The 21,149-nt window shown below is 68.9% G+C and carries 21 protein-coding genes; 13 read left to right on the top strand and 8 right to left on the bottom strand.

Annotated features, from left to right (window positions below):
• Nucleotide 1: 1 nt before the first annotated feature.
• Genes ACFY36_RS40755 through ACFY36_RS40745 form a run of 3 tightly spaced genes read right to left on the bottom strand, consistent with a single transcriptional unit; the run spans nucleotide 2 to nucleotide 2,516 of the window.
• The gene (locus ACFY36_RS40755; protein ID WP_499751265.1) at nucleotides 2-769 is read right to left on the bottom strand and encodes an ABC transporter permease; all 768 of its coding nucleotides are present in this window, start codon (nucleotides 767-769) and stop codon (nucleotides 2-4) included.
• Complete coding sequence (locus tag ACFY36_RS40750) at nucleotides 766-1,560, bottom strand: ABC transporter permease (RefSeq protein ID WP_499751264.1); 795 nt, start codon at nucleotides 1,558-1,560, stop codon at nucleotides 766-768. Before ACFY36_RS40750 ends, ACFY36_RS40755 begins: the two co-directional genes overlap by 4 nt.
• Complete coding sequence (locus ACFY36_RS40745; RefSeq protein ID WP_499751263.1) at nucleotides 1,557-2,516, bottom strand: ABC transporter substrate-binding protein; 960 nt, start codon at nucleotides 2,514-2,516, stop codon at nucleotides 1,557-1,559. Before ACFY36_RS40745 ends, ACFY36_RS40750 begins: the two co-directional genes overlap by 4 nt.
• Before the next feature lie 129 nt (nucleotides 2,517-2,645).
• Here ACFY36_RS40745 and ACFY36_RS40740 point away from each other — a divergent pair, with 129 nt between their 5' ends.
• The 5 genes from ACFY36_RS40740 to ACFY36_RS40720 are packed head-to-tail and all read left to right on the top strand — an operon-like array spanning nucleotide 2,646 to nucleotide 8,056.
• On the top strand, nucleotides 2,646-3,335 hold the full coding sequence (locus tag ACFY36_RS40740; RefSeq protein WP_499751262.1) for a 4-carboxy-4-hydroxy-2-oxoadipate aldolase/oxaloacetate decarboxylase: 690 nt from the start codon (nucleotides 2,646-2,648) through the stop codon (nucleotides 3,333-3,335).
• Nucleotides 3,332-4,381, top strand: coding sequence for a PrpF domain-containing protein (locus ACFY36_RS40735; RefSeq protein ID WP_499751261.1), 1,050 nt, complete (start codon nucleotides 3,332-3,334; stop codon nucleotides 4,379-4,381). Before ACFY36_RS40740 ends, ACFY36_RS40735 begins: the two co-directional genes overlap by 4 nt.
• Nucleotides 4,382-4,412: 31 nt before the next feature.
• Nucleotides 4,413-5,384 carry a VOC family protein gene (locus ACFY36_RS40730; protein ID WP_499751260.1) on the top strand — a complete coding sequence of 324 codons (972 nt, stop codon included), beginning with the start codon at nucleotides 4,413-4,415 and terminating at the stop codon, nucleotides 5,382-5,384.
• Nucleotides 5,381-6,403, top strand: a complete 1,023-nt coding sequence (locus ACFY36_RS40725; protein WP_499751259.1) for an amidohydrolase family protein — start codon at nucleotides 5,381-5,383, stop codon at nucleotides 6,401-6,403. The genes ACFY36_RS40730 and ACFY36_RS40725 overlap by 4 nt, the downstream gene beginning before the upstream one ends.
• Nucleotides 6,404-6,412: 9 nt before the next feature.
• On the top strand, nucleotides 6,413-8,056 hold the full coding sequence (locus ACFY36_RS40720) for a tannase/feruloyl esterase family alpha/beta hydrolase (protein ID WP_499751258.1): 1,644 nt from the start codon (nucleotides 6,413-6,415) through the stop codon (nucleotides 8,054-8,056).
• Here the strand turns inward: ACFY36_RS40720 and ACFY36_RS40715 are convergent.
• Complete coding sequence (locus ACFY36_RS40715; RefSeq protein ID WP_499751257.1) at nucleotides 8,046-8,927, bottom strand: SDR family oxidoreductase; 882 nt, start codon at nucleotides 8,925-8,927, stop codon at nucleotides 8,046-8,048. The genes ACFY36_RS40720 and ACFY36_RS40715 overlap by 11 nt on opposite strands.
• 87 nt (nucleotides 8,928-9,014) lie before the next feature.
• On the opposite strand from ACFY36_RS40715, the gene ACFY36_RS40710 reads away from it, so the two are divergent.
• The gene (locus ACFY36_RS40710; RefSeq protein WP_499751256.1) at nucleotides 9,015-9,590 is read left to right on the top strand and encodes a TetR/AcrR family transcriptional regulator; all 576 of its coding nucleotides are present in this window, start codon (nucleotides 9,015-9,017) and stop codon (nucleotides 9,588-9,590) included.
• The gene (locus ACFY36_RS40705; protein ID WP_499751255.1) at nucleotides 9,590-10,465 is read left to right on the top strand and encodes a CehA/McbA family metallohydrolase; all 876 of its coding nucleotides are present in this window, start codon (nucleotides 9,590-9,592) and stop codon (nucleotides 10,463-10,465) included. The genes ACFY36_RS40710 and ACFY36_RS40705 overlap by 1 nt, the downstream gene beginning before the upstream one ends.
• 20 nt (nucleotides 10,466-10,485) lie before the next feature.
• On the opposite strand, the gene ACFY36_RS40700 is transcribed toward ACFY36_RS40705, so the two are convergent.
• Genes ACFY36_RS40700 through ACFY36_RS40690 form a run of 3 tightly spaced genes read right to left on the bottom strand, consistent with a single transcriptional unit; the run spans nucleotide 10,486 to nucleotide 12,138 of the window.
• The gene (locus ACFY36_RS40700; protein ID WP_499751254.1) at nucleotides 10,486-10,953 is read right to left on the bottom strand and encodes an SAM-dependent methyltransferase; all 468 of its coding nucleotides are present in this window, start codon (nucleotides 10,951-10,953) and stop codon (nucleotides 10,486-10,488) included.
• Between the two features lie 9 nt (nucleotides 10,954-10,962).
• Nucleotides 10,963-11,520: a YciI family protein gene (locus tag ACFY36_RS40695; RefSeq protein WP_499751253.1), complete on the bottom strand. Its 558-nt coding sequence runs from the start codon at nucleotides 11,518-11,520 to the stop codon at nucleotides 10,963-10,965.
• Between the two features lie 18 nt (nucleotides 11,521-11,538).
• Nucleotides 11,539-12,138 (bottom strand): Rossmann-fold NAD(P)-binding domain-containing protein, encoded by a 600-nt coding sequence (locus ACFY36_RS40690; protein ID WP_499751252.1) that lies wholly within the window; start codon nucleotides 12,136-12,138, stop codon nucleotides 11,539-11,541.
• Nucleotides 12,139-12,415: 277 nt separating this feature from the next.
• Here ACFY36_RS40690 and ACFY36_RS40685 point away from each other — a divergent pair, with 277 nt between their 5' ends.
• From ACFY36_RS40685 to ACFY36_RS40670, 4 genes are all read left to right on the top strand, one after another.
• Nucleotides 12,416-12,781: a winged helix-turn-helix transcriptional regulator gene (locus ACFY36_RS40685; protein ID WP_499751251.1), complete on the top strand. Its 366-nt coding sequence runs from the start codon at nucleotides 12,416-12,418 to the stop codon at nucleotides 12,779-12,781.
• Between the two features lie 91 nt (nucleotides 12,782-12,872).
• Nucleotides 12,873-14,108 (top strand): chloride channel protein, encoded by a 1,236-nt coding sequence (locus tag ACFY36_RS40680; RefSeq protein ID WP_499751250.1) that lies wholly within the window; start codon nucleotides 12,873-12,875, stop codon nucleotides 14,106-14,108.
• Nucleotides 14,109-14,220: 112 nt separating this feature from the next.
• A complete protein-coding gene (locus ACFY36_RS40675; RefSeq protein WP_499751249.1) occupies nucleotides 14,221-15,618 on the top strand; it encodes a dihydrolipoyl dehydrogenase family protein in 1,398 nt (465 codons plus the stop codon).
• Between the two features lie 581 nt (nucleotides 15,619-16,199).
• Complete coding sequence (locus ACFY36_RS40670; RefSeq protein ID WP_499751248.1) at nucleotides 16,200-17,246, top strand: hypothetical protein; 1,047 nt, start codon at nucleotides 16,200-16,202, stop codon at nucleotides 17,244-17,246.
• 58 nt (nucleotides 17,247-17,304) lie between these two features.
• Here the strand turns inward: ACFY36_RS40670 and ACFY36_RS40665 are convergent, their stop codons facing one another.
• Nucleotides 17,305-19,077, bottom strand: a complete 1,773-nt coding sequence (locus ACFY36_RS40665; RefSeq protein ID WP_499751247.1) for a sigma-54-dependent Fis family transcriptional regulator — start codon at nucleotides 19,075-19,077, stop codon at nucleotides 17,305-17,307.
• Between the two features lie 112 nt (nucleotides 19,078-19,189).
• On the opposite strand from ACFY36_RS40665, the gene ACFY36_RS40660 reads away from it, so the two are divergent.
• Together ACFY36_RS40660 and ACFY36_RS40655 are read left to right on the top strand one after the other, a co-directional pair.
• Nucleotides 19,190-19,426, top strand: a complete 237-nt coding sequence (locus ACFY36_RS40660; protein ID WP_499751246.1) for a hypothetical protein — start codon at nucleotides 19,190-19,192, stop codon at nucleotides 19,424-19,426.
• Nucleotides 19,427-19,496: 70 nt separating this feature from the next.
• On the top strand, nucleotides 19,497-21,149 hold the full coding sequence (locus tag ACFY36_RS40655; RefSeq protein WP_499751245.1) for a ferritin family protein: 1,653 nt from the start codon (nucleotides 19,497-19,499) through the stop codon (nucleotides 21,147-21,149).

Genomic DNA, 21,149 nt, shown 5'->3' with positions numbered 1-21,149 from the left:
TCTATGCTCCTCGTTCGGCCTGGCGCAGCCCGCGGTACCAGGCCAGGGTTCGGTGCTCGACCAGACGGAACAGCCCGGACAGGACCACGCCGATCAGGCCGAGCAGGATGATGCCGGTCCACATCTGCGGGATGGCGAAGCCCCGCTGGAACTGCACGATGGCGGCGCCGAGGCCGCGGTTGGCGCCGAACAGCTCGCTGATCACCATGAGGATCACGCCGATCGACAGCGCCTGCCGCGCGCCGGTGGCGATCCGCGGGCTGGCCCCGCGCAGCACCACGTGCCACAGCGTCGCGACCCGGCCGAAACGGTACGAGCGGGCGGTGTCGCGCAGCACCTCGTCAAGTGAGCGCACACCCTCGATGGTGTTGAGCAGGATCGGCCACACGCAGCCGAGCGCGATGGTGATGATTTTCGAGGTCCAGCCGGTGTATCCGGCGAACAGCGCGATGACCGGGATGAGCACCGGCGGCGGCACGGCCCGCAGAAACTCCAGCACCGGTTCGCAGATCTCGCGCAGCGTGCGCGAGGAGCCGATCGCCACGCCGAGCGCGACCCCGGCCACGACCGCGATGAGATAGCCGATCGCGAGCCGGGCCAGGCTGGGCAGGACGTCGTTGACCAGCGGGTCGGCCGTCCACGTCTGCGGGAAGGCCTCGACGATGGTGCGCAGCGGCGGCCAGAAGAAGCTCGTGCTGCCGGCCGAGGCCACCCACCAGACGGCGATGAGGGCGACAGGCAGGGCCAGAGCCAGGAGTACGCGTCTCACAGATCCCTCCGAACCGAGGTGTGCCACCGCAGCGCGCGCTTCTCGACCGTCCGTGCGAGCACGTTGACGAGCACGCCGATGACGCCGACGACCAACACCAGGGCGTACGTCTCGGCGACGGCACCCGAGCTCTGGGCGACCCCGATCGACCGGCCCAGTCCCGGCACGCCGATGATGAGCTCGGCCGTGATCTCCAGAATGAGCGCGACCGATGCCGCGAGGCGGAAGCCTGTCACGACGTACGGCATCGCGGTCGGCCAGATGACGGTCCGCACGATCGCGCGCCGCGAGAAGCGGTACGACCGGGCGGTGTCCCGCACGACCGGGTCGACGTCGGCCACGCCGTACAGCACCTGGACGAGCACCTGCCAGAACGAGGCGTAGACGACCAGCACGAGCGCCGACGGCATCTCGCTGCCGTAGATGAGCACGACCAGCGGGATGAGCGCGACCGACGGGATCGGGCGCAGGAACTCGATGGTCGAGGCGGTCAGCGCCCGCAGCAGCGGAACACTGCCGACCACCACACCGACGGCGATGCCGGCGGCCATGGCGAGCGCGAGGCCGAGCGCCCAGCCGCGCAGGGTCTGCCCGGTGGCGGTCCAGAACGCGCCGGTGGTCAGCTGGTCGCCGAGTGAACGGACCATCGCACTGAACGGCGGCAGGAACCGGCTGTCCACAATGCCCGCTCGGGGGAGGAGCTCGAGCAGGGCGACGGCGGCGGCGAGCCCGGTCAGCCCGAGGATGACCGGCCGGGCGGGCGCCCGGCCGGAGAAGCCGATGACCGTCACGGAAGCAGCGTCCCGAGGTCCGGCTGCTTGGTGATGAGGCCGTCCTTGAGAGCCAGATCCGACAGCACCTGCACGGAATCCTTGTCGACCGCGCTCGGCCACTTCGGCAGCACCAGGCTCTTCTGCACCGCCGGGTCGATCTTCGTGTAGTCGTTGAGGACCGCGCGTGCCTCGTCGCCGTGGCTCGACGCGTATTCGAGCGATTTGGCCATGGCGGCGGTGAACTTCTTGGCCACCTCGGGGTTCTTCTCGATGTACTGCTGCGAGCTGAAGTACATGCCCACCATCAGGTCGGGGTCGGTGCCGGCGTAGTTGGAGACGACCTGGCGGTCGCCCTGGCCGGTGGCGATGGTGAGGAACGGCTCGACCACCTGACCGGCGTCGACGTCGCCCTTGGCCACGGCGGCGGCGATGTCGGGGAAGCCGAGCTCCACGTACTTGATGGTCGACGGGTCGCCGCCGGCATCCCGTACGACCTTGTTGATGGTCGTGGTGTTGATGTTCTTCAGGGTGTTGACGGCGATCCGCTTGCCGGCGAGGTCGGCCGCGGTCTTGATCGGGCTGTCGTTCTTGACGATGACGGCGCCGAAGTCCTTGCCGGTCTCGCCGGTGGAGGCGACGCCGGCCGAGACCACCTTGAGGGGCAGGCCCTGCGAGGAGGCGAGCAGCAGCGAGGTGGTGTTGCTGAAGCCGAACTGGAACTGGCCGCTGACGACGCCCGGGACGATGGCGGCGCCGCCCTGCGCGGTCTCGAGCGTGACGTCCAGGCCCTCGGCCTTGAAGAAGCCCTGTTTGACGCCGAGGTAGATGGGCGCGACGTCGACGATGGGGATGACGCCGACCTTGAGGGCGGTGGTGCCGTCGGATGACGTGGCGGCGTCCCCGCCGTCGCCACCGCACGCGGCGGTCGCGAACAGGGCGGAGGCGATGACTATGGCGAATGAACGGCGGAGCATGAAGTCCTCCAAGAAGCCGACGAAGCGGGCCGACGCCGCGGACGTTACCCATATTGTCAACAATTTGGAAGACAATCTTGACTACGTTCTTCACGAGCCGTAGACATGGCTGCAACGAAGGAGGCATGAGTGGCATCGCATTACGTCGTCCGGAACGTGAGCCGGGCCGAACCGGGAACCATCGAGGCCCTGCGCGACGCGGGGGTGGCCACCGTGCACGAGGCGGCGGGCCGCATCGGCCTGCTCGGCCCGGCGATTCAGGCCCGGCAGCAGGGATCCGCGATCGCCGGCTCGGCCATCACCGTCTCCTGCCATCCCGGCGACAACCTGATGATCCACGCGGCCGTCGAGGTCTGCCGCCCCGGCGACATCCTGGTCGTCACCACGACCTCACCGTCGACCGACGGCATGTTCGGCGACCTGCTGGCCACATCATTGATGGCGCGCGGCGTCGCCGGTCTGGTCATTGACGCGGGTGTACGGGATATTGCCACGTTGCGTGAGATCGGCTTCCCGGTCTGGTCGCGAGCCATCCACGCCCAGGGCACCGTGAAGGCCAGCCCCGGCTCGGTGAACATCCCGGTGGTCGCCGCCGGTCAGATGGTCCACCCCGGCGACATCATCGTGGCCGACGACGACGGCGTGCTGGCGTTGCCGATCGCCGACAGCCCCGCCGCCGTCGAGGCCACCCGTAAGCGCCTGGCCAACGAGGAGGCCAAGCGCAAGACCCTGGCCGAGGGAACGCTGGGCGTGGACCTCTACAACCTGCGCCCTTTGCTGGCCGACCTCGGCGTCGAGTATGTGGACGACCTCCCGTGACCGCCGACGGCATCCGGTGCATGCAGATGCGCGGCGGCAGCTCCAAGGGCGCCTACTTCCTGGCGTCGGACCTGCCGGCTGATCCCTCCGAGCGCGACGATCTCCTCCTGCGCATCATGGGCTCGCCCGATGAGCGGCAGATCGACGGGATCGGCGGCGGACATCCGCTCACGAGCAAGGTCGCCGTGGTCGAGCCCTCCCGGTCGCCGGACGCCGACGTGGACTACCTCTTCCTGCAGGTGGTGCCGGGCAAGGCGATCGTCACGGACGCACAGACGTGCGGGAACCTGCTCGCCGGCGTCGGCCCCTTCGCGATCGAGCGCGGGCTGGTCGCCCCGGCCGGTGAGACCACGACCGTGCGGATCCGCATCATGAACCCCACAGTCAGTCTCGCCGAGGCCACAGTGCGCACGCCCGCCGGCAAAGTCGAGTACGACGGCGACACCGTCATGGCCGGGACGCCGTTCCCCGCCGCCCCGATCGACCTCGCCTTCCCCGGCGGCGACGCCCCGCTCTTCCCCACCGGAGGCCTGATCAACGTCTTCGCCGGGGTCGAGGCCACCGCGGTCGACGCCGGCATGCCGGTAGTGCTCGTGCGCGCGGCGGATCTCGGCATCGCCGGCGACGAACCGCCGGAGAAGCTCGAAGCCGACGACGCCCTGCGGGCCAAGGTCGAGGCGATCCGCCTGGAGGCGGGCACCGCGATGGGGCTCGGCGACGTCCGCGACACGACCGTCCCCAAGATCAGCATCATCTCGCCGCCGCGAAGTGACGGAACTGTTCATACGCGCACGTTCATCCCTCATCGCGTGCACGCGGCGATCGGTGTCCTCGGCGCGGTGTCGGTCGCCGCCGCCCTGCGCGCGCGGGGCGAGGCGAGCGACCGCCTGGTGCGCGTCGAGCACCCCAGCGGCTTCTTCGACGCGTACGTCGACCTCGAAGGTGAAGGGCCGCGGGCCCGCCTGGTGCGCAGCAGCGTGGTGCGCACCGCGCGCAAGTTGTCCGACGGCCTTGTCTGGCCGCGCAGCGGAAGAGCAATCGGATGAGCGGCCCGGCCGCGAGCGGAAAGGCAAACGGATGAGCGTCACGCACGACCCGGACCGGCGGCGGGACATCGCGCATGTCGGGCCGATCGAGCTTCGGACGGCGGTGCTGGAGGAGTCGCGGGACTTCTTCGTCGACGTCATGGGCCTGCGGGAGGTGCATCGCGACGCCGATTCCGTCTATCTGCACACCTGGGACGACTACCAATCCTGGACTGTCCGGCTCGTTCGCAACGCCCATGCCGGCATCGGGCGCACCTATCTCCGGGCCGCCGGTCCACAGGCCCTGGAGCGCCTCCGCGCCGAGGTCAAAGCCGATAAATCGACCAGCGACGTCCCGGGCCTGGGCGAGGTCTTCCTGTTCGACGACCCCGACGGCCACGAGATGGGCCTCTACTGGGACGTCGACTGGTACGAGGCTGATCGATCGGACAGACCCGCGCTCAAGAACCAGGCCGCGAAGTACCCCGGCCGGGGCGCCAATCTCCGCCGGCTCGACCACGTCAACTACTTGACCGCGAACGTGCGGGAAACGAGCACGTTTTTGAGCGAAACGCTCGGCGCGCGCTGCACAGAGCAGATCGTCAAGGACAGCGGCGAACCGCAGGCCATCTGGTACTCGCTCGGCAACAAGACGTACGACCTGGTCTACACCGAGGACTGGACCGGCAGCAGCGGCCGCCTGCACCACGTCGCCTTCGCCACCGACACGCGCGAGGAGATCCTGCGCGCCGCCGACGTCTGCCTCGACGCCGGCGTGCACATCGAGACCGGCCCCCACAAACACGCCATCCAGCAGACCTTCTTCCTGTACGTCTGGGAGCCCGGCGGCAACCGCATCGAGATCTGCAACGCCGGCGCCCGCCTGATCCTCGCCCCCGACTGGCGCACGATCAGCTGGACCCGCGAGGAACGCGCCAAGGGCCAGGCCTGGGGCCTCAAGACCATCGACACCTTCCACACCCACGGCACCCCGGTCGTGCCCGTAGAGGAGGCCGGCGCGTGATCATCGACTGTCACGGCCACTACACCACCGCCCCGGCCGCGCACACTGCCTGGCGCGAAGAACAACAGGCGGCGTACAAGACCAGCAACCCCGCGCCGGCGTACCCCCGCATCTCCGACGACGAGATCCGGGAATCCGTTGAGGGCAGCCAGATCCGCCTCATGGACGAGCGCGGCGTCGACCTGACCGTCTTCTCCCCGCGCGCCTCGGCCATGGGCCACCACTTCGGCGACGAAGGCGTCAGCCAGGCCTGGACCACCGCCTGCAACGACCTCATCGCCCGCGTCACCACCCTCTACCCGGAGCGGTTCGTCGGCGTCGGCCAGCTTCCGCAGTCGCCCGGCGTCCCGATCGCCCATTCGGTCGCCGAGTTGCGAAGGTGCGTCAACGACCTAGGCTTCGTCGGCTGCAACCTCAACCCCGATCCGAGCGGCGGCCACTGGACGTCCGCCCCGCTCACCGACGAGTCGTGGTACCCGCTCTACGAGGCGATGGCCGAGCTCGAAGTGCCCGCCATGGTGCACGTGTCGGCGGTGACGAACACCAACTTCCACGCCACCGGATCGCACTACCTGAACGCCGACACCACCGCGTTCATGCAGTTCCTGCAATCGGACCTGTTCCAGCGCTTCCCCGGCCTGCGGTTCATCATTCCGCACGGCGGGGGAGCGGTGCCGTATCACTGGGGACGCTTCCGCGGCCTGGCCGACATGCTCGGCCGCCCGCCGCTCGGCGAGACCGTCATGGGCAACGTCTTCTTCGATACGTGCGTCTACCACCAGCCCGGCATCGACCTCCTCTTCAAGGTGATCGGTGTTGACAACATCCTCTTCGGATCGGAGATGGTGGGTGCTGTGCGCGGCATCGACCCCGAGACCGGACAGTACTTCGACGACACGCGTCGCTACGTGGACGCGCTCGGCCTTTCCGACGAGGACCGCTTCAAGGTTTACGAAGGCAACGCCCACCGCGTCTTCCCGCGGCTGTCCCAGAAAGAGGCTCTTTCCCGCACAGAGTAGGTGACGCCCATGCGCCGTCCGTCCTCCCTCCTGCTGGCCATCGTCCTCGTGGCCGCCTCCGCGTTCGCCGCCGCCGATCCCCCCACGCGAGGGCTCGCCAATTTGGCGCCCCTCAAACCGAAGATCAATTGCTCGGATGTACGCGACGTCGACCTGAGCCGAGCCACCGACGCTCCGGTCACCATCACCTCCGCCACCGTCGTCGGCACCAACTGCGAAGTACGGGGCACCATCGCCCCGGCCGACACGATCGTGGCCCGCCTCCCGCTCAACGGCTGGACCCAGCGCTACGTCCAGACCGGCTGCGGCGGCCTCTGCGGTAACGCGAACATCAACTACGGCCAGGCCGCCGGCTGCGAGCCCGTCGTCAACGGCGAGGTCGCCAGCGCCACCACCGACATGGGCCATCAAGGCCTCAACGACGGCTCCTGGGCCGCCAACAATCCCCAAGCACAGATCGATTTCGCCTACCGCGGCGTGCATGTGACCGCGCAGACCGCCAAGGCCCTCATCAAAGCCTTCTACGGCAAGGCGCCCCGCTACTCGTACTTCACCGGCTGCTCCGACGGCGGCCGTGAGGCGCTGATGGAGGCGCAGCGCTATCCCGACGACTTCGACGGTATCGCCGCCGGCGCCCCCGCCAACAACATGGCCGTGCAGAACACCTTCCACCACGCGTGGAACGTGCTGGCCAACAAGAATCCCGACGGCACCTTCATCCTGCTGGCCAACAAGTTGCCGCTCATTCACAGTGCCGTCCTGGCGGCCTGCGACGGCATCGACGGCCTGAAGGACGGCCTCATCGACGACCCGCGCCTCTGCGCCTTCAACCCGTCCACGCTCGTCTGCAAGGCCGGCCAGGACCCGGCCACCTGCCTCACCAAGGCCGAGGCGACGGTCGTCCGGAAACTCCACGACGGCGCCACCGACTCCCACGGCAACCGCCTGGAGCCGTACATCTCCCATGAATGGGGCTCCGAGCTCGAATGGACCTTGTTCGTCCCGGCGGCCCAGGGCCAGACGCCGGCGAGTGAGAACTTCGCCCTGTCCTACCTGCGCTACCTGGCCCAGCCCAACAATCCGCGCCCGTCCTACCAGTTGAGCGACCTCAAGCTCACGGTCGAGTCCTTCTGGAAGACCGTGATGCCGTCAAGCTCGTACATGGCGGCCCTGGACCCTGACCTGAACGCCTTCAAGCGCGGTGGCGGCAAGCTGATCCTGTGGCACGGCTGGAACGACCAGCACATCTCCCCGCAGGGCACACTGATCTATTACGACGCCGTGCGAAGGGCCGTCAACAACGCCGACAGCTTCACCAAGCTCTACCTGTTCCCCGGCATGGCCCACTGCGGCGGCGGCGAGGGCCCGAACAGCTTCGACGTCCTGACCCCGGTCATGACGTGGGTGGAGTCCGGTCATCAGCCCACCCGGATCGTCGCCACCAACGCCGCCCGCACCCGGCCGGTCTTCCCCTACCCGGCCGTGGCCCGCTACGACGGCACCGGAAGCACCGACGACGCCTCGAATTTCGTCTCCTACACCCCGCGCAACCCGGTCCGCACCGACGCCAAGTGGGTGGGCCAGAGCCTCTACTCCTCCCACTACCAGACCTGGCCCCGAGTGAGGAACGGCAAGCTGGAAGTCAGGCCCTGATGTTCTCCAGGTCTTCGAGAAGGCTGGGGTGCTTCGGCTCCCAGCCGAGGGCCTCGCGGGTGTGAGCGCTCGACGCCGGCTGGTCCATCGCGAAGATGGGGCCGAACGGGCCGAAGGTGTCCTCCGGGACCGATCCGACCGGCAGGCCCAGCCGGCGGCCGACGACGGCGGCGATGTCGCGGACGGCATCGCCCTCGTCGGCGACCGCGTGCCACGCGGTTCCGGCCGGGGCCGACTCCAGTGCCAGCCGGAACAGGACCGCGGCGTCGAGGGCGTGCACCGCCGGCCAGCGCTGGGCGCCGTCGCCCGGGTAGCCGGCGGTTCCCGTGCGGCGGGCGGCGGCGGTCAGCAGGCCGGCGAAGCCGCCCTCGCCGTTGTGGTGAACGGTGCGCGGCATGCGTACGGACGTGGTCCTGACGCCCTGTGAAGCCAGAGCCAGCAACGCGTTGACCGAACGGCCGCGGGCGCCCACCGGGCCGTCGGTGGGAACCGGGTCGGCCTCGGTCGAGGCGCGGCCCGGCACCCACGGCGTGCCCGAGACGGTGACCAGCGGGCGGCCGCTGCCGATCAGCGCCGAACCCAGGGTGGTCATGGCGGCGCTCTCCTCGGCGATCGAGGCGGTGAGGGCCTCCGGCGTGCCGTAGTCGCGCCCGAAGGCGAGGCTGATGACGCCGTCGGCCCGCGACGCGCCCGTGCGCAGGACGTCGAGGTCGGCCAGGTCGCCGCGCAGCACCTCGGTCCCGGCGGCCCTCAGGATCCGTTCCGAGCTGTCCGAGCGGGCCAGTGCGAGGACGGTGTGGCCGTGGCCGAGCAGTTCGGCGACGACGGCCGAGCCGATGGTGCCGGTGCCGCCGGTGATGAAGACGAGCATGGGGTGCTCCTTGACGAGTGATGGGACATCTGTCCCATCACCGTAGCGCGCGATGGGACCATTGTCCCATCGCCTATGATGGCCGTCATGGCCCGATGGCAACCGGAGACAACCCAACGGCTGGTCGTCGCGGCCGTCGATCTGTTCACCGAGCAGGGATACGACGACACCACCGTGGCCCAGATCGCCGAGCGGGCGGGAGTCACGAAGAGTACGTTTTTCCGCCATTTCTCCGACAAGCGCGAGTTGCTGGTCGCCGGCCAGGAGACACTGTCGACGCTGTTGGCCGAGGGCATCGCCGACGCCCCGTCCGAGGCCGGCCCGCTCGACGCGGTCGCCGCCGGCCTTCAGCGCGCCTCCAGCGCCATGGGCCCGGCCAACCGCGAGCTGGGCCCCCGCCTGAAGGCGGCCGTGGCCGCCAGCACCGAGCTCCAGGAGCGCGACGCCCTCAAGAGCGTGGGCCTCGCCGCCGCCATGGCCGGCGCCCTGATCGCCCGTCGCGTGCCGGAACCGGTGGCTCAGGTCGCCGCCGAGCTGGGAGTGCTGGCTTTCAAGCGCGGCTACGCCCGGTGGTCCGAGGGCGACCGGGACGACGGCCAGGGACTGGCGCCGTACGCCCTGACCGCCCTGACCGAACTGCGTGCCGCCACCGCGCTGATCTGATGCGCTGGTACCGCGGCGACTGCCATGTCCACTCCGAGCGGTCCCATGCCGGCGAGCTGACACCCGGCCAGCTCGTGGCGGCGGCTCGCCGGGCCGGGCTCGACTTCATCGCTGTCACCGAGCACAACACCTCGGAGACCCATGAGCACTTCACGGCGTACGGCGGGAAAGACCTGCTCGTGGTCCTCGGCCAAGAGGTGGTGACCGAGCACGGGCATTGGCTCGCTCTCGGGCTCGGCCCGGGCCAGGACGTCGAGGGCGTCGACCAGGTCCATCGCGATGGCGGTTTGTGCGCGATCGCGCATCCGCACGCACCCTATCCGTCGGGCACCTTCCGCCTTCCGTTCGACGGCTTCGACGCGGTCGAGGTGTGGAACGGCCAGTGGACCTCGGACCTGCCCTGGAACGCCGACAACGAGACGGCGCTGGCCCAGTGGGCGAGCGATCTCGGCCGCGGCCGGTGGCTACCCGCGATCGGCAACAGCGACGTTCATCTGAAGGACCAGATCGGCACACCACAGACGGTCGTACGGGCTGAGGAGCTCACTTCGAGCGCGGTGCTCGCCGCCGCTCGCGAGGGACACAGCTGGATCGCCGAGTCGGCCGGGGTCGAGCTGTCCTTCACCGCCATCGCCGGCGATCGCCGTGCCGAGGTGGGCGAGCGGCTGCGGTCCGGCGGCCGGCCGGTCACGGTGACCGTGAAGGTCGGCGGCGTGCCGGGCGGCGTGATCACCCTTCATACCGATCGCGGGGAGGTGAGCCGTTCGGCGTCCCACGAGACGACCTGGACCGGCGAGCCGGCGTTCGTACGTGCCGAGGTGCGCCATCCCGGCGGGCGGATGGCGGCGCTCACCAATCCGATCGTCGTCACCTGAGGCCGCACCGAGGCGCGCCCTCAGGGCAGGAAATACTCCGACATCAGGTCGGTGACGAAATCCGGCTGCTTGACGTCCGGCTGGGTGAACTCCCTCATCGCCGGCTTCAGGTCGACGACCGGCGTGCCGGTGACCGCGTCGAGGCCCACCACGGTCAGTTCCCGGCCGCGGACGGCCTCGACGGCGCATGTGGTCACGCCGATCCGGTTGGGGCGGCGCGGTCCCCGGCTCGCGAAGATCCCGACCGGTGGAAGGTCGGCCCGGCCGCGGTACGGGCGCGCCTCGCGGTAGTCGTCGAGCTCCTCCAGCTGATCGAAGACGAAGAGCACCTCCACGTGCGAGAAAAGCTCGAGCCCTTGGAGGCACGCGTCGCCGAACCGCTCATCGACGACAATCGTGCTGCGGACCGCGCCCCAATGATCGGAGTTCTGAACGTCTGTGCGCTCATTGCGGACCGTGCCGATCGGGGTGACCTCGAAGCTGACCATGCCCAGAGGCTACCGGCGCCCGCCGAAGGTCCAGGGATGAATCTCGATCCGGTCGTAGTCCCCGGTCGCGGCGAACAGCTCCCGGATCGCCGCGGGATCGCCGAACTCGCCGATCACGGCCGCGCCCTCCCAGTCCTCCGTGTCTTCGGAGAGCAGTCGGCCGTACGCGATGAGCTGTTCCGGGTCCAGTTCAGGCTCGCGGCCCGGCCAGTCCCTCAGCGGCCGGGCGTGCGCAAGGATGAGATGGCGCGCACGCGCCTGGTCGCGGCCCGGGAAGTCCCACATCGTCCGCCCCAGCAGATCGACGTACCGCCGGACGATCACGCCCCGGTAGACCCCGGCCAGATAGTTGGGCTCCTCGAACGCGAAGATCCGCGCCGCCGGGACGTCGGGCAGATCGACGATGTGGACGCTGCCGGTGGCCGCTTCGAGGTCGTCGGTGAGCGTCGGCCCTCGCGCGATCATCCCGTCGGCATACCGGTCCATGAACGCCCAGTGCTCCTCGACGAGCCGCTGCCGGAGCTCCCCGGCGCCGTCCCGGTCCCGGCAGTAGAAGAAGAAGTCCACCCGGGGAGCCTCGCACGGTCAGCGGAAGGCGTCGATGTGGCGCGCGGCCCAGGCGGCGAACGGGCGTGGTGACCGGCCCAGAACCTCGGCGACGTCCGGGCTGATCCGCTGCTCCCTTTCCGCCGGCGAACCGAGGATGGCCAGGGTGCCCTCGACCACCGGCGGCGGCATGAAGCGCAGCATCTGCTCGCGGGCCTCGTCAGGCGTCTGTTCCACGAACGTGATGGGCTCACCGAGCGCGGCCGCGAGATCGGCGGCCCGGCCCCGCGGAGTGCTCAGCTCGGGACCGGTCAGTTCCAGGACGCGGCCGTCGTACGAGCCGTCGCGCAGGACCTCGGCCGCCACCTCGGCGATGTCGCCGGGATCGACCACCGGCAGGCCGACATCGCCGAACGGCGCCGCCACCGACCGCCCGTCCCGGATCGGCTCGGCCCAGGCGAAGGCGTTGGAGGCGAAGCCGCCCGGGCGCAGGATCGTCCAGCCGAGCCCCGACCGGCGCACGAGATCCTCGATGACGCGCAACGGCGTGTGCGAGGACCGGGTCTGTACCGCCTGCGAAGACTGCAACACGATGCGCTTCACGCCGGCGTCCACGACCACCCGCAGGATCGCGGGCATGTCAAGATGCGCCCCAGCCCCCTCCACGAGCAGATACAGCGCCTCGGCCCCGGCGAGCGCCGGCCCAGGCTCTCCGGCTGTTCGAGGTCCGCGCGCTGATGGCGGACACCGTACGGGCGCCGTCCCCGCGACACCGCCGTCACCGCGGCCCCCGACTCCGTGAGAATCGACGTCAGCGCCGAACCGACATTTCCTGTTGCTCCTACCACGACAAACATATTTGCGACGCTAATGGCGTCGATATATTGGTTACCTAGAGGAAAGTGACGGAGGGCACGTGGAGCGGACCGCGAATCCCGAGCTGGCGTGCCCGGTCGCGCCGGTCGTCGACATCGTCTTCAGCCGGTGGACCACCCCCATCCTGTGGGCCCTGCACGAGTACGGCCGTCAGCGCTTCACCGAGCTCGAGCGGCTGCTCCCCACCATCACCCCGAAGGTGCTCACGCAGCGCCTCCGCCAGCTCGAACGCGACGGCCTCGTCACGCGCGTCTACCACGCCGAGATGCCGCCCCGAGCGGAATACGAGATCACCGAGCTGGGCGCCAGCCTCGGTCCCCTCTTCGCCCATCTGGCCACCTGGGCCGGCGCCGGCCTCCCCGAGGTGGAACGGGCCCGGCACGCCTTCGACAGCAAAGGAAAATAGCCTTCATCCGTACGGGGTGAGGTGCCCCGGCCGTACGGCAGCAACGCTCGTCACGTCAGAGCCGCGCCGGATCGGTCGGGAGGGCGCCAGCATGAATCGGCGCGATTTCTGGGTCCTCATCGCCTACGCGGTCGTCCTCGGCGTCTTCGGCGCCCTCGCCGGTCTGGTCTTCGTCGGGGCGACCGGCGCCGGTGGCAAGTGGTTCGACGGCACGGATCCGCACTGGTTCGGCGGGCACTGGTGGTGGATCGCGGTCACCGCCGGGGCCGGGGTGGCGGTCGGTTTGCTGCGCCGGTTGACCCGGCTGCCCGAGGATGTTCCCGGGCTGATCGCCGATCTCCGGGCCGAGCATGTCAACCCGCGGCTGGTGCCCGGAATCGTCGCCGTGTCGGCGGTGTCGCTGATCGGAGGAGCCAGCCTCGGGCCGGAGAAGGCCCTGGGCTCCATCGGCGGCGGAGCCGGCGGCTGGTTGTCACGCCGGCGAGGGCTGAGCGACGACAACGCACGACTGAACACGTTGTCCGGCTTCGCCGGCGCCTATGGCGGGCTGTTCTCCAGCACGGTGATCGTGGTGGCGATGATCATGGAGATCGCCCGGCCGGGCGGCGAGCGCTACGTCAGAGCCCTGCTGGGCACGATCGTCGCCTCGAGCGTGTCGTTCGGCGTCTACTTCGTCATCGCCGGATCGGTCTTCCTGGACGCCTACCGGGTGCCCCAGTACGAGTTCAAGGACTGGGTGATGGCCGCCGCCGTGCCGCTGGGCCTGTTCGCAGCCGTGGTGGCGACGCTGATGGGCCTGTTCGTCAAGGCCGCGAAGGCGCTGTTCGGCCGGCTGAGGTTGCCCGCCGTGGCGAGATCCACGCTGGCCGGGATCGTCTTCGGTCTCGTCGGCGTGGCGCTGCCGCTGACCATGTTCACCGGCAGCGATCAGCTCGCGACACTGCTCGGCGAGGCGCCTAGCCTGGGCCTCGCGCTGCTCATCGTCCTGCCGATCGCGAAAATGCTCACCTTCGCGGTGAGCCAGGCCGGCGGGTTCGTGGGCGGGCCCGTCTTCCCGGCCCTCTTCGTCGGTGGAGCCGCCGGGGTCCTGGTCCACGAGGTGATTCCCGGCGTGCCGCTGGGGCTGGCGTTCACCTGCCTGCTCGCCGCCGTTCCCGGCGGGGTCGTCGCCGCCCCGTTCTCGATGGTGCTGCTCGCCGCGTTCATGACCCAGATCGGGGCGCTGCAGACCGCGCCCGTCCTGATCGCCGTCATCACGTCGTTCCTGACGATGAAGGGCGTCGAATACCTCGTTGCGCGCCGCCGGCAGGAAGGAGGTGAGACGTGAACGGGGAGCAATGGTGGCCGTTCGTCGCCAAGATCGTTCTGGGGGTGGCGCTGGGGATTCTGCTGCTCATGTTCCTTCAGGCTCTTTCGGTCTTCCAGTGAAGGGAAGTCATATGACCACAGTGGAAAGCGCCGACGTCTGCGTCCTCGGTGCCGGTCCGGCCGGCCTCTCGGCGGCGCTGCGGGCGGCCCGCCTGGGCGCCCGGACCGTCCTCGTCACCCGGGACACGGTGGGCGGCATGGCCGCCGCCGAGGGCCCGGTCCCCGTGCGCGCGCTCGCGCAGGCGGCCCGGCTGCGCCGCGAAGCGCGGCACCTGCACCGCTACGGCATCGACGTCGGCGATCCTGTCCTGGACTTCCCCCGGCTGCTCGGGCGGGTCCAGGAGGTCGTGGCCGAGGTCGCCGAGCGGTCCATGATGCGCGCCGAGCTCCAGGACGCCGGCGTGATCATCCTCGAGCACGCCGGGACCGCCCGGTTCGCCGATCCGCATACGATCGAGGCCGAGCCCGGCCTCCGCCTGCGCTGCGACAAGGTCATCGTGTGCGCGGGCGGCACCAATCGGGTCCTGCCGGTGCCCGGCGCCGAGCTGGTCGGGTCCCAGCGTGACGCGTGGGCGCTGACCTCGGTCCCGGAGTCGCTGCTGATGATCGGGGCCGGGGCCACGGGCGTACAGGTGGCCTCGGTCTTCGCCGAGCTCGGCACCCGGGTCACCCTTTTCGAGGCCGGTCCGCGGATCCTGGCGACCGAGGACGAGGACGTCTCGCGGGTCATGGCGGCGTCGTTCCGTGCCGCCGGGATCGAGGTGCGCGAGGATTTCGGCCGCATCGAGCGGTTCGAGAAGACACCGGCCGGTGTGCGGATGGTCTTCTCCAAGGGCAGCGCGGAGGCGACTCTCGCCGTCGCCGCGATCGGCTGGCTGGCCGACACCGCGGGCCTGAACCTCGGCGCGGCCGGCGTGGCCACCACCGCTCGCGGTTACGTTCAGGTCGACGGCCACCTGCGGACCAGTGCCGAGCACGTCTACGCGGCCGGCGACATCACCGGCCGGCTGATGCTGGTGCCGCACGCGGTGCAGGACGGCTACCTCGCCGCGACCAACGCGGTGGGCGGCCGCGACGCCCGGCTCAGCCCGCCCGCCAACCCGATCGGCAGTTTCACCGATCCCGAGTACGCCCAGGTCGGCCCGACCGAGGCCCAGGCCCGCCTCGACCGCGACGTGGTGGTCGCGACCGAACGTTTCGCCGACACGGTCCGGCCGATCATCGACGGCCGCCCGGGCGGTTTCTGCAAGCTCATCGTCGACGCCGGCACCCACCAGATCATCGGCTGCCACATCGTCGGCGAGCGCGCTGTCGAGATTGCCCAGGTCGCGGCTGTCGCCGTGGCCGCGCAGATGCCGGTGGAGCAGTTCATCCGGATCCCGCTCTCGTTCCCGACCTACACCAACGTCCTCGGCCGGGCGGCGCTGAACGCCGCTCGTCAGCTCGGCGTATCCGACTTCTGGGATTAGCCAGGAGATCACGCTGGATGTCGAAGTCACACCCGGCGGGTGACTCCGCTCGGGCCGCTGCCAGTTCGTCGACCGTGAAGGCACCCGGGTTCCGCGTGCCAGTCGCGAACAGATGCCGGCCACACTTCGCCGTAGTGCGCTTTCGGCCGCGCCCGCGACCAGCCGGGGCAGTGTGATCTGGTTCAGCTGCCCCGGGCCGGATGTTTGCGGCTCCGCTGGACCGCCGCGCGGCGAAACGCTTCCAGACGCGCTGCTTGTTTGGACACGGCACACCGCAGGAGTAGTGGGTAGGCCGATGCGGTTACGAATGTGGGTGACCATCGCGTGCGCCTGCAGGTGGTCGACACCGCCGAGGGGTCGTATGACCAGCTGAATCGCCCGGAGAAAGTGCCGCTCACTCGAAGGTCGGCCTTGCGTCCGATGGACAACTGACGACTCATCGGCTATTCCTCTACAACGGCGTCGAAAAATCTCGGTCGGATGAGGGAAGGTTGAGTGCCGCGAAGAGGGTGAGATCATCTGGATGGCGCAGTTGCCTGACCGGCCTGCGTCGAAGCAGGCGATGGTACAAAGTTGTGTCTTTGGGATTGCTGTTGCTGTCCATCGCGTCCTTGAGTCTGCTCCTTGTCGACCGTTTCGCGTTTCGATCCGAGATGCCGAGTCGCTTTCCGGATGAACGCGGCGCGGTGAGCCTCGGTGTGCGGGATTTTGAAGTGTTCGCATCGCAGAAGGCGGCGAACCGGCCCTATTTCAACTTCTGCCCGGTTGCGGGCGGACTGTGGAAGGTCCGGTTCAACTGGCAGGTCCGGGTGGGGTCCGACCCCGCCAAGTTCCTCGGGTCATCGCCCACCGTTGTGGTTTCCATCCCCCGGGACGCTTCTGCGATTACGGCGGAGGTAACCGTCGACCAGGTTCCCGGCACGGAAAAGCTCGAGCGAGGTGAACCGCTCACCGCGGTCGAGGAAGATTCCACCGGCGATGGCGCCCGACGGCTGCTTCAGCTTCGGCCGACCGGGTTGGCGTATTCAACGGACGGGCCGTCAGTATCCGACACGGCCTACTTCGGCGTCCATTTCTTGACCAAGTCGCTGGACCGGGGGAGGAACGGCTTGGCCAAGAGATACTTTAAGATTTCGTTGGGGCAAAGGCCTCCCGGCACCCAGCCGATACCGTCGAGCTATCTCCCGGAATATCCCGAGCCGGGATCCATCGAATTCATCTCGTGCTCGTCGGACGACGGCCGTTATGCCGACCTGGACAAAGACTCGCTTCATCCCGCCCCCGACGAATCCCTCGAGCGCGGTAAGCTGATCTGGGGAACCTTCGATGCGTCGCGGTTCTCTGTCTCCGGGACCGTGGGAAGCGGTCCGCTCGCCGATGTCGCGCAAGATGCGGGATGGTTCGCTGCGAACTCTTTTGCGGCGGCCATGGGTGCGGTTTACGGCGCCGGAATCAGTCCTCCGACACCTGGAAACACCGGGCGGGGATCCGTAGCCGCCGCCCCTGGTGGCCCGCCAAGGCAGTCGGATAGCGGAAGCCAGAGCAAGAATGGTCCGCAGGATGACGGCGCGAAGCGCGCAAGGAGCACAAATCGACAAGCACGGCAGAAGCGGCGCCGAAAGAAGTGAACAACGCTCCAGGTGACCCGGTGCTGCGTTTCCCCAGGATTCGGCTGGATGAGCGCCGTCAGGGCTGGACGTCCGGACGGGCGGCCGGCGGCGCCACTATGCCGTAATCGTGGATTTTCCGGTAGATGGTGGCGCGGGACATGCCCAGGGCCGCCGCCGCCTTCACCTTGTTGCCGTTCCAGTCCAGGAGGCTGCGGACTATCGCGTCGCGCTCCATCGCCTCCAGTGGGCTCAGCAGGCGGCGGCTCACCGTGCGGCACTCCGGGGGCAGGTCGGCCGGGAGGATGACGCCGCTGCGGCGGTGCTGGACGATGTTGCGCAGCACCTGCCAGAGCTGTTCCACGTTGCCGGGCCAGCTCGACCGGCTCAGCATCTGCATGGCCTCGGGGGAGCAGATCAGGCGGCCGTCGGGAACCAGTTTGGCCAGGAAGAAGTGGACCAGGGCGGGCACGTCCTCCAGGTGGTAGCGCAGCGGCGGCAACTCGACCGTGGTCGGGAAGAACCGGAGGAGGTCGGCCATCTCGGCGGTGGACTGCTGGAGCGTCACGGCGATCCACAGCGACGCCGGAGCCTGCTCGATCAGGCCGCACAGCGTGCGCAGAACAACCCGGCCGGCCCGGTCGGCGTGCTGGATGACCAGGGTGCCCTCGCCCTCCTGGAGCTCGCGGCGGACGTCGTTGAGCCAGGTGCGGCCGGTCGCGGCGGCGTCGACCACGGCGAAATGCGCGCCGGGCTGGTGGATGGCGCGGACCAGGGCCAGCTTGCCGACGCCCGCTTCGCCCTCCAGGGCCAGCCATTCGCCGGCCGCGTAGGCCGCTCTGACCTGGTGGCATCCGCGCAGCCAGAGGCCGCCGGAGCCGACCAGGTTGGGCAGGAATCGGATGGGGGCGGGCACCGCTGTGGACGTACGCCGCTCGGCTAATTTGACGTGGACGACGCCGCCGCTGAGGCGGCCCTCGCCCGGGACCGGGCGGCAGAACAGCCGCGCTTTTACGCCGCTGGGCAGCTCGACCACCGCCGGCGCCGTCGGGTTGCGGCCGCTCAGCGTCTCGGCCGCCTCGGCCAGCAGGACCGCCTGCTCGGCGAAATCCAGCGCGTGCCGGGCGTTGTCGTTCATCATCACGACGTCGTCGTTCAGGGCGAAGACGATTCCCGCTGTACGCCTGCACGTGCGCAGATACTCCTGAAGAAGCGCCAATTCCCGTACGCCGCTGTCGGCCAGCATGGCCTGCTGGATCTGCCCGGCCGTCGACTTGGCCAGGGCCAGCAGCAACGGATCGGCGTCCCGCCGCCAGCAGGTCAGATCGACCGCCCCGACCGTCTTGCCCGTGATCGGATGGTGGATCGGCACGCCCGCGCAGGCCAGATCTTCCAGGTGTTCCGCGTAGTGCTCGTGACCGAACACGTGCATCGGGCGGCCGCCCTCCAGCGCCGTGCCGATGCCGTTCGTCCCCACGTACTCCTCGGCGTAGCTGAAACCCGGTGACAGGTTGACCTTGTCGAGGTGGGCGTCGAGGTCGCGGCCCGCGTCCAGGCGGGTCAGCACCAGGCCGGTCGGGTCGGTCAGGATGATGCTGACCGGCTGGCCGTCCAGGTGCTCGCGCAGGTGCCGCAGCACGGGCAGCGCGCTGCGGGTCAGCGGGGTGTCCACGTCGGGGTCGCGCTGATAGGGCAGGGCTATGTGGTCGGCGGCCACGTTCCATCGCCGGGACCGCCACCACGAGGCCAGGATCGCGTCCCGTACGCCGTGGGGGTCGATCTCTTCGGTGGTGAGGAACTGTTCTCTCGTCTTGGCCAGTCGTGCCGGGTCGGAGCTGGATGAAGAGGGCATGGGTCCCCCTGTCGGAGGGGAGACGCTCGTTACGTTCACGTTACGCGAGGGGCCCCGGGGACCTGTCTCATGTTGAGACCCCGATTCACCATGAGCGCGATGGACTCGGGTCATGGACGAGACGTTCAACCCGTGGACTGTCGTGAACGTCGTTTTTCACCATCTGGCGGCGCAGGGACTGCATCCGACGCTGGGCGGCGCCGATCCGGGCGCGCCGGCCGCCGAGCTCCTGCGCGCGCTCGGCATCGAACCGGCCGCCGAAGGCGACCGCCAGGTCGCGGAACGGTCCAAGGCCCACCTGGCTGAACTGCGCACCGCGGTCCTGGGAGACCCGCCTGACTCAATGTGAGACCGCCGAGGGCTCCGACCTGTGAAAAAAAGCCTGAGAAGCACGCAGCCAAAGGATGAGGAGTTGACTCATGAGTCGGCAGAGCGTGGCCAAGGCTCATCAGAAGATCCAGGAACTGTCCTGGGAACCGGCGTACCACACGCCGGTCTCGCACTACGGAACCGACTACACGTTCCGCAAGGCACAGAAGAAGGACCCGCTCAAGCAGGTGCTGCGGTCGTACTTCCCGATGCAGGAGGAGAAGGACCACCGGGTCTACGGCGCCTCCGACGGCGCGATCCGCGGCAACATGTTCCGCCAGGTGCAGGAGCGCTGGCTGGAATGGCAGAAGCTGTTCCTCTCGATCATCCCGCTGCCGGAGATCTCGGCCGCGCGGGCCATGCCGCTGCTGTTCCGCAACGTGCCCAACCCGGAACTGCACAACGGCCAGGCCATTCAGATGATCGACGAGGTACGTCACTCGACGATCCAGCAGAACCTCAAGCGCCTGTACATGAACAACTACATCGACCCGGCCGGCTTCAACTCGAGCCTGCGCAACTTCCAGAACGACTACTGCGGCACGATCGGCCGCCAGTTCGCCGAGGGCTTCATCACCGGCGACGCGATCACCGCGGCCAGCATCTACCTGACCATCGTGGCCGAGACGGCGTTCACCAACACGCTGTTCGTGGCCATGCCGGCCGAGGCCGCGGCCAACGGCGACTACCTGCTGCCGACCGTGTTCCACTCGGTGCAGTCGGACGAGTCGCGGCACATCAGCAACGGCTACGCGACCCTGCTCATGGCCCTCGCCGACGAGGGCAACCACCAGCTGCTCGAACGCGATCTGCGGTACGCCTGGTGGAACAACCACCGCGTGGTCGACGCCGCGATCGGCACCTTCATCGAGTACGGCACGAAGGACCGCCGGAAGGACCGCGAGTCGTACGCCGAGATGTGGCGCCGCTGGATCTACGACGACTACTACCGCAGCTATCTCGTGCCGTTGGAGAAGTACGGCCTGGTCATCCCGCACGACCTCATCGAGGAGTCGTGGAACCAGATCTGGAACAAGGGCTACGTGCACGAGGTCGCGCAGTTCTTCGCCACCGGCTGGCTGGCCAACTACTGGCGGATCGACCCGATGACCGACAAGGACTTCGAGTGGTTCGAGTACAAGTACCCGGGCTGGTACGACCGCTATGGCAAGTGGTGGGAGCAGTACAACCGTTTGAGTACGCCCAACGGACACCACCCGATCGTCGCCGAGGACGTGGACTACCAGTACCCGCACCGCTGCTGGACCTGCATGGTGCCCTGCCTGGTCCGTGAGGACATGGTCATGGCCGAGGTCGACGGGCAGTGGCGCACGTACTGCCACGAGGCCTGCCGCTGGACCGACGCCGAGGCGTTCCGCCCGGTCTATCAGGGCCGCAACACCCCGAACATGGGCCAGCTGATCGGTTCCCGCGAGTGGGAGACGCTCTATCACGGCTGGAACTGGGCCGACGTCGTACAGGACATGGGTTTTGTCCGGGACGACGGCAAGACCATGGTCGCGCAGCCGCACCTGAACCTCGACGACCCGAAGAAGATGTGGACCCTCGACCATCTTCGCCGGATGCCGAACCTGCAGAGCCCGAACGTGCTGCTCAACCAGATGACCGACGAGGAACGGGCCGTGTTCCACGCCTCGTACGTCCGGGGTGGGCCGGCCGGACGTTTCGCACGGCCGGAGTAA

Source organism: Actinoplanes sp. NPDC000266 (assembly GCF_042899005.1).
Lineage (GTDB): Bacteria > Actinomycetota > Actinomycetes > Mycobacteriales > Micromonosporaceae > Actinoplanes.
Note: the sequence above shows the minus strand (reverse complement) of the source record. Positions and strands in the feature narration are given on the sequence as shown.

What these genes read in the sequence shown, in the direction of transcription:
- ACFY36_RS40720 (WP_499751258.1), top strand. Translation starts at nt 6,413, where the DNA reads ATGCGCCGTCCGTCCTCCCTCCTGCTGGCCATCGTCCTCGTGGCCGCC.
- ACFY36_RS40715 (WP_499751257.1), bottom strand. Translation starts at nt 8,927, where the DNA reads ATGCTCGTCTTCATCACCGGCGGCACCGGCACCATCGGCTCGGCCGTC.
- ACFY36_RS40675 (WP_499751249.1), top strand. Translation starts at nt 14,221, where the DNA reads ATGACCACAGTGGAAAGCGCCGACGTCTGCGTCCTCGGTGCCGGTCCG.
- ACFY36_RS40745 (WP_499751263.1), bottom strand. Translation starts at nt 2,516, where the DNA reads ATGCTCCGCCGTTCATTCGCCATAGTCATCGCCTCCGCCCTGTTCGCG.
- ACFY36_RS40690 (WP_499751252.1), bottom strand. Translation starts at nt 12,138, where the DNA reads ATGCCCGCGATCCTGCGGGTGGTCGTGGACGCCGGCGTGAAGCGCATC.
- ACFY36_RS40680 (WP_499751250.1), top strand. Translation starts at nt 12,873, where the DNA reads ATGAATCGGCGCGATTTCTGGGTCCTCATCGCCTACGCGGTCGTCCTC.
- ACFY36_RS40710 (WP_499751256.1), top strand. Translation starts at nt 9,015, where the DNA reads ATGGCCCGATGGCAACCGGAGACAACCCAACGGCTGGTCGTCGCGGCC.
- ACFY36_RS40730 (WP_499751260.1), top strand. Translation starts at nt 4,413, where the DNA reads ATGAGCGTCACGCACGACCCGGACCGGCGGCGGGACATCGCGCATGTC.
- ACFY36_RS40655 (WP_499751245.1), top strand. Translation starts at nt 19,497, where the DNA reads ATGAGTCGGCAGAGCGTGGCCAAGGCTCATCAGAAGATCCAGGAACTG.
- ACFY36_RS40700 (WP_499751254.1), bottom strand. Translation starts at nt 10,953, where the DNA reads ATGGTCAGCTTCGAGGTCACCCCGATCGGCACGGTCCGCAATGAGCGC.
- ACFY36_RS40660 (WP_499751246.1), top strand. Translation starts at nt 19,190, where the DNA reads ATGGACGAGACGTTCAACCCGTGGACTGTCGTGAACGTCGTTTTTCAC.
- ACFY36_RS40665 (WP_499751247.1), bottom strand. Translation starts at nt 19,077, where the DNA reads ATGCCCTCTTCATCCAGCTCCGACCCGGCACGACTGGCCAAGACGAGA.
- ACFY36_RS40705 (WP_499751255.1), top strand. Translation starts at nt 9,590, where the DNA reads ATGCGCTGGTACCGCGGCGACTGCCATGTCCACTCCGAGCGGTCCCAT.